Raw genomic sequence first — 14,124 nt, 5'->3', positions numbered from 1 at the left:
CGCACGTCACGAGCTGGGCCGTGTGGAGCTGGCCCGGACGACGAGGCTGGTGGCGAGCTCTATGCGCGTCCCCGCCGGGCCCCTCGGATGGGTCAGCTCCTCCGAGATGAGCCGGACCGCTTCGTTGGCCATGTCGTCGAGCGGCTGGCGGACGGTGGTGAGCGGCGGCGACATCATCTCGCACAACATCGAGTCGTCGAACCCCACGACCGACAGCTCGTCCGGCACCCGGATCCCGCGCTCGGTCGCCGCCTGGTAGACCCCCGCGGCCTGCAGGTCCGACCCGGCGAAGATGGCGGTCGGCCGGTCGGGGCGGTTGAGCAGCTCGGCCCCGAACTCCCTGCCGCCCGAGATGAGGAAGTCGCCGTAACGGGTCAGCGCGGGATCGGGGTCGATCCCGAACGTACGGTGCGCCGCGAGGTAACCCTCGTACCGGTCGAGCGTGCACTGCGTGTCGAGCGGCCCGCCGATGAAGCCGATCCTCGTGTGCCCCAGCTCCAGCAGGTGGGTGGTGGCCATGACGCCGCCCGACCAGTTCGTGGCGCCGACGGTGGAGATGCGCGGATCGCGCTGGCCCACCGGGTCGAGCAGCACCAGGGGGACGTGCAGCAGCTCCTCGATGGCCGCGATCTCCTCCTGGTTGGCCCGCGACAGCACCAGCACGATCCCGTCGGTGCTGCGCTTGCGTACGATCCCGATCCAGCGCCGCAGGTCGAAGTCGGCCCGGGCGGAAGAGGTCACCACGAGCGAGAACCCCCACCGCGACGCCGCCTGCTCCGCCCCCTTGATGAGCACCTGGGCCCACGGCGAGCCGAGCCCGTCGATGAGCAGGTCGACGAGGCCGACCCGGGGAGTGCTCGGCGGGCGCGGGGCCTCGTATCCGAAGGCCCTGACCGCCTCGAGCACCTTGTCCCTGGTGGCGGCCGAGACGTGCTTCTTCCCGCTCAGCACTTTGGAGACCGTCGGCACAGACACTCCGGCGGCGGCCGCGACGTCGGCCAGCGTTGCTCGAGCCACAGGGCCTCCCAGACAACTTTCGGAAACTGCGGGAAACCGCAGGTCTCCCGCTGACCTGGGAGCATGGTGCTGCCCGATCAGTGCTGTTGACATCTCTGCAGGCCCGAGCCTAGCGTAACGACTCGGCAATGTCACGGTAATCTTTCGGAAAGTGTGTCAGAAACTTTCCGAGCCACAATCGCCGATCGAGGGTGTATGGAACGGGTCGAGGAACTGCTCGCGGACATGTCGCTCGACGAGAAACTCGCTCAGCTCGTGGGCGTGTGGCTGAACGTCAACCGCGCGGAGGGCGTCGTCGCGCCGCTGCAGGACTCGATGCAGGGCGAGGACGTCGAGTTCGAGGGCTTCGCCCGCCACGGCCTGGGCCACATCACCCGCCACTACGGCACCCGGCCCGTAGATCCGGAGTGGGCGAGCACGGCGCTGGCCGCGCGGCAGCGCTGGCTCCGCGACCACACCCGGCTCGGCATCCCCGCGCTCGCGCATGAGGAGTGCCTGACCGGGCTGGCGGCCTGGCGGGCCACGACGTACCCGGTGCCGCCGGCGTGGGGCGCGTCGTTCGACCCCGACCTGGTGGAGCGGATGGGCGCCAGGATCGGGGCGAGCATGCGGGCGCTCGGCGTGCACCAGGGCCTCGCCCCGGTGCTCGACGTGATCCGCGACCAGCGCTGGGGGCGGGTCGAGGAGTGCGTCTCCGAGGACCCGTACGAGGTCGCGACCATCGGCGCGGCCTACGTGCGCGGCGTGCAGTCCACGGGCGTGATCGCCACGCTGAAGCACTTCGTCGGCTACTCCAACTCCCGCGCCGGCCGCAACCTCGCCCCCGTGCACGCCGGTGCCCGCGAGGTGGCCGACACGTTGCTGTTCCCGTTCGAGGTCGCGGTCAAGGACGCGCGGGCGGGCTCGGTCATGAACTCCTACGCGGAGATCGACGGCATCCCGGTCGCCGCCGACCCCTACTACCTGACCCGGATCCTCCGGGACGAATGGGGCTTCGAGGGCACGGTCGTCGCCGACTACTTCGCGGTCGCCTTCCTGCACACCCTGCACGCCGTGGCCTCCGGCGCCGAGGACGCGGCCGTGCAGGCGCTCACCGCGGGCATCGACGTCGAGCTGCCCACCGGGGTGGCGTACCTGGAGCCGCTGAAGCAGGCGGTCACCGAAGGCAGGATCGACGAGGCCCACGTCGACCGGGCGCTGCGCCGCGTGCTGCGTCAGAAGGCACAGCTCGGCCTGCTGGCCGACGGCTACGAGCCCGAGCCGTCGGGGCCGGTGGACCTCGACGACCCCGAGTCCCGTGACCTGGCCCGGCGCCTGGCCGAGGAGTCGGTCGTGCTGCTCACGAACGACGGCGTGCTCCCGCTCGGCGACGCCGCGGGCAGGACCGTCGCCGTGCTCGGCCCGAACGCCGACAGCGTCACCGCCCTGTTCGGCTGCTACTCGTTCGTCAACCACGTCCTGCCGCACTTCCCCGAGGTCGAGTCCGGCATCGCCGCGCCCACGCTCCTCGACGCGCTGCGCGAGGAGCTGCCCGGCGCGACGATCCGGGTCGAGCGGGGCACGGGCGTGGACGACGGCGACCGTACGGGCATCGCCGCGGCCGCGCGACTGGCGGAGGAGTCGGATCTCGCGATCCTCGTGCTCGGCGACCGGTCGGGGCTGTTCGGGCGGGGCACCTCCGGCGAGGGCTGCGACGCGGAGAGCCTCGACCTGCCAGGTGCGCAGCAGGAGCTGGCCGACGCCGTCATCGCCACGGGCACGCCGACCGTGGTGGTGCTCATGACCGGCCGCGCCTACGCCGTACCGGGCCTGCTCGGGGACGCCGCCGCCGTCGTGCAGGCGTACTTCCCCGGCGAGGAGGGCGCGGGCGCCATCGCCCGCGTGCTGACCGGCGCCGTGAACCCCTCAGGACGCCTCCCCATGAGCATGCCCCGCACGACCGCCGGCCAGCCCTACAGCTACCTGCACCCCAGGCTCGGCGCGGCCAGTTCCGTGAGCAACGTCGACCCCGCCCCCGCGCTGAGCTTCGGGCACGGGCTGAGCTACACGAGCTTCGCCTACGAGGACCTGACCGTCGCCGGGACGGCCGAGACGGCGGGCTCGATCTGCTGCTCGGTCGTCGTGCGCAACACCGGCGAGCGGGCCGGCGCGGAGGTGGTCCAGGTGTACGCCTCCGACAAGGTCGCCTCGGTCACCAGGCCCGTCGCCCAGCTCGTCGGGTACGCCCGGGTCGAGCTGGCCCCCGGCGAGAGCGCGAAGGTCGGCTTCGACGTGCCGACGAGGCTGCTCGCCTTCACCGGCCGGGACGGGCGGCGCGTCGTCGAGCCCGGCGAGATCGGCCTGTCGGTGCGCCGCTCCGTCGCGGAACCGATCGCCGAGCAGTCCGTGGAGCTGACCGGCCCCCTGTATGAGATCACCGGCTCCGAGCGGCGCCTGACCGCCGTGTCCGTCGAGCCGGGGAAGGACGCCTGATGGCCGGTGGACTCTGCCTCACGATCCTTCCATCCCTACAGGAGCTATGACATGTCTCGCTTGGACGCTTTCAGGAACCGCCTCGGGGGCTTCGCCTTCGGCGGCGACTACAACCCGGAACAATGGGACCCCGCCGTTTGGCGGGAGGACGTCCGGCTCATGCGCGAGGCCGGCGTCAACGTCGTCTCCCTCGGCGTGTTCGCGTGGGCGTCGCTGGAGCCGGAGCCGGGCAAGTACGAGTTCGGCTGGATGGACGAGATCATGGATCTCCTCCACGAGAACGGCATCAGCGTCAACCTTGCCACCCCCACCGCGGCGCCGCCCGTCTGGCTCACGCAGCTGCATCCCGAGGTGTTCCCGATCATGGCCGACGGCGAGCGTTTCGGCTTCGGCAACCGGCTGCACTACGACCCGTCGTCGCCGATCTACCGTGAGTACGCCGCCGGCATCACCACCAAGCTCGCCGAGCGCTACTCGTTCCACCCGGCGCTGGCGATGTGGCACATTTCCAACGAGTACGGGCCCACGGCGTACAACGAGGCCGCCTCGGTCAACTTCCGGCGCTGGCTGCAGCGCCGCTACGGCGACCTGGAGACCCTGAACGAGGCGTGGTACACCCGCTTCTGGAGCCAGCGCTACACCGACTGGGACCAGATCGAGGTGCCGCACATCCCGCGCAACTGGATGAACCCGGCCCGCAGGCTGGACTTCAAGCGGTTCACCTCCGACGCCCTCCTCGAGTGCTACATCGCCGAACGCGACATCGTCCGCTCCTTCCGCGACGACCTCCCGGTGCTGACCAACTTCATGCGCTTCTTCAAGCACGCCGACTACTGGAAGTGGGCGCCCGAGGAGGACGCGGTCGCGCTCGACATCTACCCCAACCCCGCCGACGCCGACTCGCACGTCTCGGCGGCCTTCCAGTACGACCTGTTCCGCTCGCTCAAGGGCGGGCAGCCGTGGCTGCTGATGGAGCAGGCGGCCAGCGCGGTCAGCCAGTGGCCGCTCAACATCGTCAAGGAGCCCGGGCGGATGCGGCTCGGCTCGCTCCAGGCGGTGTCGCGGGCGGCGGACTCGGTGATGTTCTTCCAGTGGCGGGCCGGCCGCGGGGGGCAGGAGCGCTTCCACTCGGCGATGCTGCCGCACTCCGGTCCGGACTCGCGCACGTTCAGGGAGGTCGTGGACCTGGGGCGGGAGCTGAAGCAGCTCGCCCCCGTGGCCGGGACGACCTCGCGTGCCGAGATCGCGGTCCTCTTCGACTGGGACGGCTGGTGGGGGCTGGAGGAGACCGCGGGGCTGCCGCGCCAGGACTTCAGCTATCCCGACACGGTCATGCGGCACTACACGCCGCTGTGGTCGCAGCACTTCCCGGTGGACGTGGTGTCCTCCGGGTCCTCGCTGGCGGGGTACAAGGTGCTGGTGGTGCCGAACGCGTACCTGATCGACGACGAGGGCGTGCGGCGGATCACCGAGTTCGCCCGCGACGGCGGGACGGTGATCATGTCGTTCTTCTCCGGCGTGGTCGACGACTGCAACCGGGTGCGCCCCGACGGCTACCCGGGGGCGTTCCGGCAGCTCATCGGGGCCAAGATCGACGAGTACTGGCCGGCCAGGCCGCACGAGGTCTTCTCCGTGGAGTTCGCGGACGGGCGGCGGGCGACCTCGACCTGGTGGCGCGACGACCTCCACCTGGAGACCGGCACGGCCCTGGCCACGTACGGGGACGGCCTGCTGGCCGGACGGGCGGCCGTGGTGGAGAACCGCTTCGGCGCGGGGCGGGTCGTGTACTTCGCCACGCTGCTTGAGCAGGCGGCCTTCGACGCCGAGCTGGTCGCGGCCGTGGAGGCGGCGGGCGTCCGCTCGCCCTTCCCGGGGGTGCCCGCCCACGTGGAGTGCGCCGTGCGGGGGGACGCGGAGCACGAGTACGTGTTCCTGCTCAACCACAGCGGGGAGGAGAGCACGTCCGTGCCCCTCGAAGGGGAGGGGACCGACCTGCTCACGGGCGAGACCGTGTCGGGCTCGGTCAATCTGGCGCCCCTTGGAGCCGCGGTGATCCAGCGCGCCCGCGCCTAGCTACCCCCCCTGGTCCAGCAGGGCGTTGATCATCTCCTGGAGCCGGGTGCGTCCGACGGTGCCGAGCGCGCCGGTCAGGGCTTGGGCGAGCTTGTCGAACGGGTCGTCCATCGGCAACTCCTTCACCTTCTCGGCCAGTTCCGCCACGCTCCACAGCCCGTCTTTGTGGATGTGGTCGCCGAGGGACCAGCCGTGGTTGACCGCGACCGTCCCGCCCCGCACCGACAGCACCTGGCCGGTGAGCGGACAGGCCGCGCCGGCCAGGTAGGCGGCGACAGGCGCACAGGCGGCCGGGTCCAGCGGGTCGAACCGGCCCGCCGGCGGTTCCTGACTCATGCCGGGAACGGCGAGAGTGAGGCGGGTACGGGCCATCGAGGGCGAGATGCAGTTGACCCGCGCGCCGTACCGGCCGAGTTCGAGGGCCGCCACGGTGGTCAGCGCCGCGACCCCGGCATTGCCCGCCGCGTAGGAGACCTGCGCGGGCAGCGGGTTGAGCAGTCCGGAGCCGGAGGAGGTGTTGACGACGGCGCGGTCGGCGTGGACTCCCGCGTGGTGCTGGTCGCGCCAGTGGCGGGCCGCCCAGTGCGTCACCGCGAAGGTGCCCTTGAGCTTGACGGCCACGACGTCGTCGAAGTCCTCCTCCGACAGGTCGGCCAGGCCCATGTTCCGTTCGATGGTCGCGTTGTTGACCACCGCGTGCAGGTCGCCGAAGGACTGCAGGGCCGTCTCCACCATGCGGCGGGCGCCGTCCCAGTCGGCGACGCTGTCGGTGCTGGCCACGGCCTGCCCACCGCGCGCGGTGATCTCCTCGACGACGTCTGCTGCCACGCCGGCATCGCCGCCCGTGCCGTCGATGGCGACGCCGGGGTCGTTGACGACGACCTTGGCGCCTTCGGCGGCGAAGAACAACGCCTCCTCCCGCCCGATGCCGCGCCCTGCTCCGGTGATGAGCACGACGCGTCCGTCCAGACTTCCCATGTGATCACCCTTCAGTGGATGCAGTCTCTGTAGCGATTCATAGTATGCAGCAATTCAGAAGATGAAATAGACTGCCCTGCGTGATGGAGAAACATGGATTGCGGGAGCATAAGAAGCAGCGCACCCGGCAGGCACTGATCGAGGCGGCGGTTCGCCTGTTCGAGGACAAGGGCTACGACCACGTGACCGTGGCTGAGATCGCCGACGCCGCGGAGGTGTCCCCCCGCACCTTCTTCCTCCATTTCCCGGCCAAGGAGGACGTGCTCCTGGCCAACGCCGACGTGCGCGTCGACCTGGCGCTGCAGGCGATAGCCGAGCGCCGCCCCGGGGAACGGCTGCCCGAAGTGCTGGTGCGGGCGATGGACCAGATGGTCGCCGACACCTGGGTCAGCGACCTCCCCAGCGGACTCGCGGCGCTTCGGGCACGGCTGACGGCCTCGGTGCCGGCGCTGCAGGCCCGGCTGCTGCAGCGATACCTCACCGCGCAGGCCGAACTGGCCCAGGCGCTGCAGCGGGCATTCCCCGACAGACTCGACACGATCACCGCCTCCGCCCTGGTCGGCGCGATGGTGGGCGCGGTCAGCGCATCCGCACTGACCGCGCTGCAGCGCGGTGACGGACCCGACGAGGTACGGAACGCCATGCGGCAGGCCATGGCCTTGGTGGCGCAATCCGTCACCTGACTTTGGCCGAGGAGTACACCGGCGGCTTCCCCCACGAGCTCGTCGAGCTGTTCGACTCGCCTCGGGACCGGCCGGAGAATTCCCGATCATCAGGGGTGGCTACCTCCCTGGCCTGCTCAAGACCGCGGAACAGCAGGCTCAGTCGCTGGTCAGGTAGCGGGCCGCTCGATCAGCTCCTTACCTAACCAGCCGGTGGGAGCCTCGCGAGACTTCAGCCACCATGACTGATTCGGCCGGAACCGGCGGGCCGTACGGTCGTGATCAGCCATCTGACCACGGGAGGAAGGCTGTGCGGACCATTGTGGTGGAGCCTGGACATCAAGCCCTATATGGCCGAATTCGGCCCGCAAGGCCCGACGGTGCAACCGGAGTGGGCGACCGAGCTGATGCGCACCTACTACTGACCCGGAAGGACCACTCATGTCGAAAAGCGTCCTGGTGACCGGCGCTTCCACCGGAATCGGGCGAGCCAGCGCGCTGCTGCTGGCCCGCGAGGGCTTCACCGTCTACGCCGGCGTTCGCAAGGAGGCCGACGGCCAGGCCCTGGGCCCGGCCGTCATCCCGATCCGTCTCGATGTCACGGACGCCGGCCAGATCGCCGAGGCCGCCGAGCGCATCGGTCACCTCGATGCCCTGGTCAACAACGCCGGCATCGGCGTCACCGGGCCTCTGGAGTTCGTCCCGCTGGACGCGCTGCGCCGGCAGTACGAGGTCAACGTGTTCGGCCAGGTGGCCGTCATCCAGGCCATGCTGCCGAAGCTGCGCGCGTCGAAAGGCCGGGTCGTCACCGTCGGCTCGGTGGGCAGCTGGATCACCCTGCCCTTCGGTGGCCCGCTCTGCTCCTCCAAGCACGCCATCCGCTCGCTGAACGACGCGCTGCGCATGGAGGTCAAGCCTTTCGGCGTGGCGGCGGTCCTCATCGAACCCGGCTCCATCCACACCGACGCGGTCGACAAGCTGGAAGACGAGGTCGAACCCCGGCTGGCCTCCCTCGGCGCCGAAGGCAGGCGGCTGTACGGCACCGCCTACCGGACCATGACCACCGCCGGGCTGAAGGAGGAACGCTCGGGCTCCAACCCGGATGTGGTCGCCCGCGCCGTCCTGCACGCCCTGACCGCCCGCAAGCCCCGCTCCCGCTACCCGGTCGGCAAGAAATCCCGGCTGATGAGCACACTCGGCCGCGTCGTCCCCCAATACACCCTCGACCGCCTGCGCCTGCGCGCGCTCGGACTGTCCTGAACGGAGCACACCCATGACCCAGCTCGCTGGAGCCGACGCCCTCATCGCGCTCGACCCCGTCTTCGCCCAGCTCGCCGTCGGCGCGGGTGACAACCTGTGGGGTCTGACCCACCTGACGATGCGCGAGAAGGCCTTCGTCTGCCTGACCGCCGATCTGTGCCACCCCCACCTGGACCTGCCCCTGGCCATGCACGTCCAGATGGCCCTGACCAACGGGGTCGACCCCGAATCCATCCGGGAGCTCTACCGCCACCTGGCCCCGTACGTGGGCTACCCCATCCTCGTCCCAGCCTTCCAGCGCCTGACCGAACTCGGACTGCCCCCGGCACAGGACACCGACCCGGTCAAGCCGGTGCCGCTGACCGGAGCGCTGGCCCGCGCCGTACACGATCTTGAGGACGTGGACCCGGGGCTGGCTGCCTTCACCGAGGACCAGCTCGCCCAGCGCTGGGCCCGTCCGCACCTCAGCCTCCGTGAACGGGCGATCGCCTGCCTGACCGTGGACGTCTTCTACCAGACGCTGGGCCAGTCGATGCGCCTGCACGCCGCCTTGGCGCAGGCGGACGGGGCCACCGAGGAGACCTTTCGCGATCTGATCCGCGGCTGGGCGGAGTTCGGGCTCGCCCGAGCTTGGGCAGCCGCGGAGACCCTGCTCCCTCAGCCAGACTCTGACACGGAGAACGCAACATGAACGCCGTCATCACCGGCGGCGGCCGGCCTACGCGCCCGGCTCGCACGAGCGCGTCGTCCGGTCAGCCGATGGCCGGTGAGGCGATGACGACGGTGACGTCGGCGGGGGAGTCGCCGGTGCGGTAGAGGTGCGGGGCGTCTCCGGCGAACGCCAGCAGGTCACCGGGGCCGAGAAGGCGGGCGTCCGTGACGGGGCCCGCGGTGAGCTCGCCCGACGCGACCAGGAGGTGCTCGACCGTGCCGGGCGCGTGGGGGACGCCGTCCACCGCGGTGTCCGGGGGCAGCCGTAGCCGCCACAGCTCCAGGCTGTGCCCGCCGCTGATGCGGCGCAACAGCTCACGGGTGGGGCCGTCCTCGTTCGCGGCGGTCGCCTGGAGGTGGAACGCGGTGGGGGCGCTCTCCCGCGACAGGAGGTCGGTGAGCGGGATGGCGAGCGCGACCGCGATGGCGTCGAGCGTGTCGATCGTCGGGTTGCCCGCGCCCGCCTCCAGTTGCGACAGGGTGGCCTTGCTCAGGCCGGTCCGCCGGGCCAGCTCGGCCTGGCTCATCCCGCGCTGCTGCCGTCGCCGCTGCACCTGAGCCCCGGCCGCGGCGGCGGCGCTGCTCGCGGCCCGCCGCTCCCGTGCGGTGCTCGAGTCCCGCTCGTCGGGGGTCATGCGCGTGGCCTGTGCGCGGCGTCGTACGAGACGCGGACGCGGCCCTTCTTCACCTTCACCGAGCCGATCGTCACGTGTGCCAGGTCCGCCAGGCTCCGAACATGGGTGCCGCCGCAGGGCGCGGCGTGCGCTTCTCCCAGCCGTACGATGCGCCGCCCCGCACCGTCGTGGTCCGCGGTGACCGGCAGGTCGTCGGCCACCGCCGCCTCCACGTACTCGGTCAGCCGCGCGGCCGCCTTGTCCCGGTCATCCAGGGCGTCCTGCGGCGTGAACTCGATTCGCGCCTGGCCGGGGAAGTGCACGCTGCCGGCCATCGTCCATCCCTCGACGCGCCCGGCCGCCTCGACGAGGTGGCCCGCCGTGTGCAGGGCCGCGTGCAGCAGGCGCAGCTCGGCGTCGATCCGGGTGTGGACGGCGTCGCCCACCGCCAGGTCGTCGAAGCCGCCGCGCACCACCACCAGCCCCGTCGCGGGATCCCGGACGGCAGCTGCCTCGCGCTCGCCGGCCCAGCCGCGGTCGGCGGGCTGGCCGCCGCCCTGGGGGTGGAAGATGTTGCGCCGCACCGCGACCCACGCCGCGCCGTCGTCGTGCCGCCCCGCCGCCATCACCTCCGTGGTGAGCTCCATGAGGTACGTGTCCTCGAGGTACATGACCACCTGGTCGCTAAGTTGAACCATACGTTCATCATATCGAACGCTCACAGCAGCCCCGCGTCGCGTACCTTCATCGCGACATGTACCCGGTTGTCGGTCCCCAGCTTGGCGAAGATCCGGGTGACGTTGGCCTTCACGGTCGCCACGCTCACGGACAGGCTCGTCGCGATCTCCGCGTTGGAGCTGCCCCTGGCCAGCTCGATCGCGACCTCCCGCTCCCGCTCGGTGAGCCTGGCCAGCTCCCGCAGCGCCTCCGGCCGCTGCGCCGCGTACCTGCCGGTGGCGGCCGCGATCACCTGCTGCGCCACGCTCGGCGACAGCACCGGCTCGCCCCTGGCCACGGTGCGGACGGCCTCGATCATCTTCGGCGGCGGCGTGTCCTTCAGCAGGAAGCCGGCGGCCCCGAGCTGGAGGGCGCGCAGCACCATGTCGTCGGCGTCGAACGTGGTGAGCACCAGGATCCGGGGCGGCGCCGGGCGGCCCAGCAGCAGCTCGATGGTGGTCAGCCCGTCCTGCTGGGGCATCCGGAGGTCCATGAGCACGACGTTGGGCCTGAGGTCGCGGATCACGGTCATGGCCTGCATGCCGTCCCCGGCCTCGCCCACCAGGTCCAGGTCGGGCTCGCCGCCGAGGATGAGGCGCAGCCCGGTGCGCACCATGGGATCGTCGTCCACGATCACGACTTTGATCATGACCTCAAGCCTCCCACGGCAGCCGGGCGTCGAGGACGAAGCGGCCGTTGTGGATGGAGTGGGTGATCGTGCCGCCCGCCATCCGGGTGCGTTCAGCCAGGCCGACCAGGCCCAGCCGGCCGCCGGGGCCCGCAGGCGCGCCGGACGGGGCGGGGTTGCTCACCTGGATGCGCAGCCCCTCGCCGGGACGCCCGCCCAGCTCGGCCCGTACGCGGCTGCCCGGCGCGTGCTTGCGCGCGTTGGTCAGCGCCTCCTGCACGATCCGGTACGCGTGCCGTCCGATCTGGGTCGGCAGCAGTTCGCGCCGGTCGATGACGTCGTCCACCTCCACCTGCTGCCCGGCCGCCCGCACCTCCTCGAACAGCGCGTCCAGCTGGGCCAGGGTCGGCTGCGGCGCCTCCATGCCGCCGTCGCGCCGGAGCGTGCCGAGGACGGCTCGCAGCTCGTTCAGTGACTGGTGGGCGTTCTCCTGGATCGCCAGGGCGGTCTCGCGGGTCTGCTCGGCGGTCAGGTCCGTACGGTAGGCCAGGCCGCCGGCGAGCATCGCCAGCAGGGAGATCCGGTGCGCGAGGACATCGTGCATCTCCTGGGCGATCTTGAGCCGTTCCCCCAGCTGGGCCTGCTCGATCCGCTGCCGCTGCGCCGCGTGCTCCGCCTCCCGCTGCACGGCGGCCAGATCGCGGCGTCCGCGCAGGTAGAGGCCCAGGAGCGCGGCCCCGATCAGGACGCCGACCCCGGCCACCCCGTAGGCGATGGTCATCTGGTCGGTGCCGTACCACGTGGTCGAGCCGACCATGCACAGCCAGAACGTGAGCCCGACCGGCACGCACTGGCGCCACGTCCGGTGCATGGCCAGGGAGCCGAAGCAGACCAGGGCGGGGCCGATGGCCGAGAAGGAGTAGACGGTCAGCGTGGCGGTCGCCAGCGCGATCTGCCAGGGCCACCGGCGCCGCCACCACATCAGGACCAGCGCGAACACGCCGAGTGCCACGTCGGTCAGCATGGCCTGGACCCCGCTGGGGCTCACGGGGCGCCAGGCCATCGCGATCAGCGGGAGGGCGGAGATCAGCAGGGGCACCGCGGCGACCAGGTAGCGCAGCGCGATGCCCAGCCTGTCGAGGGGCAGTGGGTCGTACACGATCTCAGCCTAGAGACCATCGCGGCCTCCCCTTAGAGACCCGGGTCGATCTCCGTAGCGCCCCAGGTCTACATCGGCGGCGATGACGATAGCCCCGGCGCGCGCATCGCTCGACCCAGGTCCGATGAGGCGGGGCCGGGTTTCCGGTGGACTGGGACGGTGATCGAATTTCAGCACGTCAGCAAGGCGTACAAAGGGGTGAAGGCGCTCCACGACGTGTCCTTCACCGTACGGCCGGGCACCATCACCGGGTTTCTCGGGCCCAACGGGGCGGGCAAGTCCACCGCGCTGCGCATCCTGACCGGGCTCTGCCGCCCGACCTCCGGCACGGCGACCGTGCTCGGGCGGCCGTACACCGAGCTGGACCGTCCGGGGTTCGAGGTGGGCACGGTGCTGGACGCGGGGGCGCAGCACCCGGGCCGCACCGGACGGGAGGCCCTCACCCTGGGCGCGATGCTGCTCGGCCTGCCCAAGTCGCGTGTGGAGGGGGTCCTGGAGCTGGTGGGACTGACCGGCAAGGAGGGCGGCCGGGCCGTGGGCGGCTACTCGCTGGGCATGCGGCAGCGGCTCGGCATCGCCCATGCCCTGCTCGGCCGGCCCCGCGCGCTCATCCTGGACGAGCCGGCCAACGGCCTCGACCCTCAGGGGATCCAGTGGATGCGCGGGCTGCTGCGCGACCTGGCCGGGGCGGGGTGCGCGGTGCTGCTCAGCTCGCACCTGCTGCACGAGGTGGAGCAGGTGGCGGACCGCATCGTGATGATCGGGCGCGGCCGGGTGCTCGCGCAGGGCACGGTCGCCGAGCTGAGCCGGGGCCGCGGCCTCGAACAGACCTTCCTCGAACTGACCGCGAACGCCGACCGGAGCGCCTCATGACCGACACCGCCACCAGGCCCGACCCGGCGACCGCCGCCGAGGGGCACACGAGCCGTCGTTCCTTCATGACCCTGGTACGGGTCGAGACGCGCAAGCTGTTCGACACCCGCAGCAGCAAGATCCTCACCGCGATCCTGGTGACACTCGGGCTCGGGTCCGTGGCCGCCCGCGGCCTCGTCGCGGGCCCGCACTTCTTCACCCTCGCCGGGACCTCGGCGATCGCGTTCGGAACACTGCTTCCCGTGCTCGCCATCCTCACCATGACCGGCGAGTGGAGCCACCGCACCGCGCTGACCACGTTCGCGCTCGAACCCAGGCGCGGGCGCGTGCTGGCGGCCAAGTGCCTGCCGCCGCTGGTCGCGGCCGTGCTGGCCTGCCTGCTCGGGCTGCTGGTCGCGGTCCCGGTGACCGCCGCCGTCGCCGCCGCCCAGGGGGTGCCCGCCGACTGGCAGGTCGCTCCGCACACCGTCCTCGGCTGGATCGCCGCGATGGTGATCCTGACCGCCGAAGGGCTGGCGATGGGCGTGCTGCTGCTGAACGCGCCCGCCGCGATCGTGATCTACTTTTCCGCTCCCATCCTGTGGAGCGCCGTGGGCCGGCTCGGCCACGTGGGGGAGGTCCTGGCCGGATGGCTCGACCTCAACAGCACCACCAACCCCTTGATGAACGGCGGCATGACCGGCGGCGAACTCGCCAGGCTGGCCACGTCGGCGCTGGTCTGGATCGCCATCCCCATGGCCGTAGGCGTTCTGCGCGTCTCCAGGAAGGACATCGGCTGAGGCGCTTTACCCGCGAACGTAGATCTTTGTCCGATTCATGGGGTTTCGTTTGCCTTTGTCCGTTATGTGCACATAACGTAGTAAGCGTTACCGGCGAGTGACCTGGACCTTACCCAGGCGGAAGGTATCACTCGTCCGGGCTCTGGGATCCGTTTCGCGGATCCCGCAGCGCTCCACGTAG

14 protein-coding genes are annotated in these 14,124 nt (G+C 71.2%); 8 read left to right on the top strand and 6 right to left on the bottom strand.

Annotation, left to right across the window (positions count from 1 at the left end):
* Nucleotides 1-6: 6 nt before the first annotated feature.
* Entirely contained in the window at nt 7-1,017 is a 1,011-nt protein-coding gene (locus ABN273_RS11470) for a LacI family DNA-binding transcriptional regulator (protein WP_349448690.1), read from the bottom strand.
* A 195-nt stretch (nt 1,018-1,212) separates the two neighbouring features.
* On the opposite strand from ABN273_RS11470, the gene ABN273_RS11465 reads away from it, so the two are divergent.
* On the top strand, nt 1,213-3,489 hold the full coding sequence (locus ABN273_RS11465; protein WP_349448689.1) for a beta-xylosidase/alpha-l-arabinosidase: 2,277 nt from the start codon (nt 1,213-1,215) through the stop codon (nt 3,487-3,489).
* 51 nt (nt 3,490-3,540) lie between these two features.
* Nucleotides 3,541-5,562 (top strand): beta-galactosidase, encoded by a 2,022-nt coding sequence (locus tag ABN273_RS11460; protein ID WP_349448688.1) that lies wholly within the window; start codon nt 3,541-3,543, stop codon nt 5,560-5,562.
* On the opposite strand, the gene ABN273_RS11455 is transcribed toward ABN273_RS11460, so the two are convergent.
* The gene (locus tag ABN273_RS11455) at nt 5,563-6,540 is read right to left on the bottom strand and encodes an SDR family NAD(P)-dependent oxidoreductase (protein WP_349448687.1); all 978 of its coding nucleotides are present in this window, start codon (nt 6,538-6,540) and stop codon (nt 5,563-5,565) included.
* Nucleotides 6,541-6,623: 83 nt separating this feature from the next.
* Here ABN273_RS11455 and ABN273_RS11450 point away from each other — a divergent pair, with 83 nt between their 5' ends.
* The 4 genes from ABN273_RS11450 (at nt 6,624) to ABN273_RS11435 (ending at nt 9,153) form a co-directional block, all read left to right on the top strand.
* Nucleotides 6,624-7,223, top strand: a complete 600-nt coding sequence (locus tag ABN273_RS11450) for a TetR/AcrR family transcriptional regulator (RefSeq protein ID WP_349449001.1) — start codon at nt 6,624-6,626, stop codon at nt 7,221-7,223.
* Nucleotides 7,224-7,480: 257 nt separating this feature from the next.
* Nucleotides 7,481-7,627 (top strand): hypothetical protein, encoded by a 147-nt coding sequence (locus ABN273_RS11445; protein WP_349448686.1) that lies wholly within the window; start codon nt 7,481-7,483, stop codon nt 7,625-7,627.
* Nucleotides 7,628-7,643: 16 nt separating this feature from the next.
* A complete protein-coding gene (locus tag ABN273_RS11440; protein WP_349448685.1) occupies nt 7,644-8,462 on the top strand; it encodes an SDR family oxidoreductase in 819 nt (272 codons plus the stop codon).
* A gap of 13 nt (nt 8,463-8,475) precedes the next feature.
* Complete coding sequence (locus tag ABN273_RS11435; RefSeq protein WP_349448684.1) at nt 8,476-9,153, top strand: carboxymuconolactone decarboxylase family protein; 678 nt, start codon at nt 8,476-8,478, stop codon at nt 9,151-9,153.
* A gap of 61 nt (nt 9,154-9,214) precedes the next feature.
* On the opposite strand, the gene ABN273_RS11430 is transcribed toward ABN273_RS11435, so the two are convergent.
* From ABN273_RS11430 to ABN273_RS11415, 4 genes are read right to left on the bottom strand one after another with little or no spacing between them, the layout of a single operon-like run.
* Complete coding sequence (locus ABN273_RS11430) at nt 9,215-9,808, bottom strand: helix-turn-helix domain-containing protein (RefSeq protein WP_349448683.1); 594 nt, start codon at nt 9,806-9,808, stop codon at nt 9,215-9,217.
* Nucleotides 9,805-10,485, bottom strand: coding sequence for an alanyl-tRNA editing protein (locus ABN273_RS11425; RefSeq protein WP_349448682.1), 681 nt, complete (start codon nt 10,483-10,485; stop codon nt 9,805-9,807). The genes ABN273_RS11430 and ABN273_RS11425 overlap by 4 nt, the downstream gene beginning before the upstream one ends.
* A 20-nt stretch (nt 10,486-10,505) precedes the next feature.
* Nucleotides 10,506-11,153, bottom strand: a complete 648-nt coding sequence (locus ABN273_RS11420; protein ID WP_349448681.1) for a response regulator — start codon at nt 11,151-11,153, stop codon at nt 10,506-10,508.
* Nucleotides 11,154-11,157: 4 nt separating this feature from the next.
* Nucleotides 11,158-12,291, bottom strand: coding sequence for a sensor histidine kinase (locus tag ABN273_RS11415; RefSeq protein WP_349448680.1), 1,134 nt, complete (start codon nt 12,289-12,291; stop codon nt 11,158-11,160).
* A 159-nt stretch (nt 12,292-12,450) separates the two neighbouring features.
* Between ABN273_RS11415 and ABN273_RS11410 the strand changes: the two genes are divergently transcribed.
* The gene (locus ABN273_RS11410; RefSeq protein ID WP_349448679.1) at nt 12,451-13,164 is read left to right on the top strand and encodes an ABC transporter ATP-binding protein; all 714 of its coding nucleotides are present in this window, start codon (nt 12,451-12,453) and stop codon (nt 13,162-13,164) included.
* The gene (locus ABN273_RS11405) at nt 13,161-13,943 is read left to right on the top strand and encodes a hypothetical protein (protein ID WP_349448678.1); all 783 of its coding nucleotides are present in this window, start codon (nt 13,161-13,163) and stop codon (nt 13,941-13,943) included. Before ABN273_RS11410 ends, ABN273_RS11405 begins: the two co-directional genes overlap by 4 nt.
* The last annotated feature ends 181 nt before the right edge of the window (nt 13,944-14,124 follow it).

The organism is Nonomuraea sp. B19D2 (genome assembly GCF_040137845.1).
GTDB lineage: Bacteria > Actinomycetota > Actinomycetes > Streptosporangiales > Streptosporangiaceae > Nonomuraea.
The sequence above is the reverse complement of the archived record's forward strand: the minus strand, read 5'-3'. Positions and strand labels throughout refer to the sequence as shown.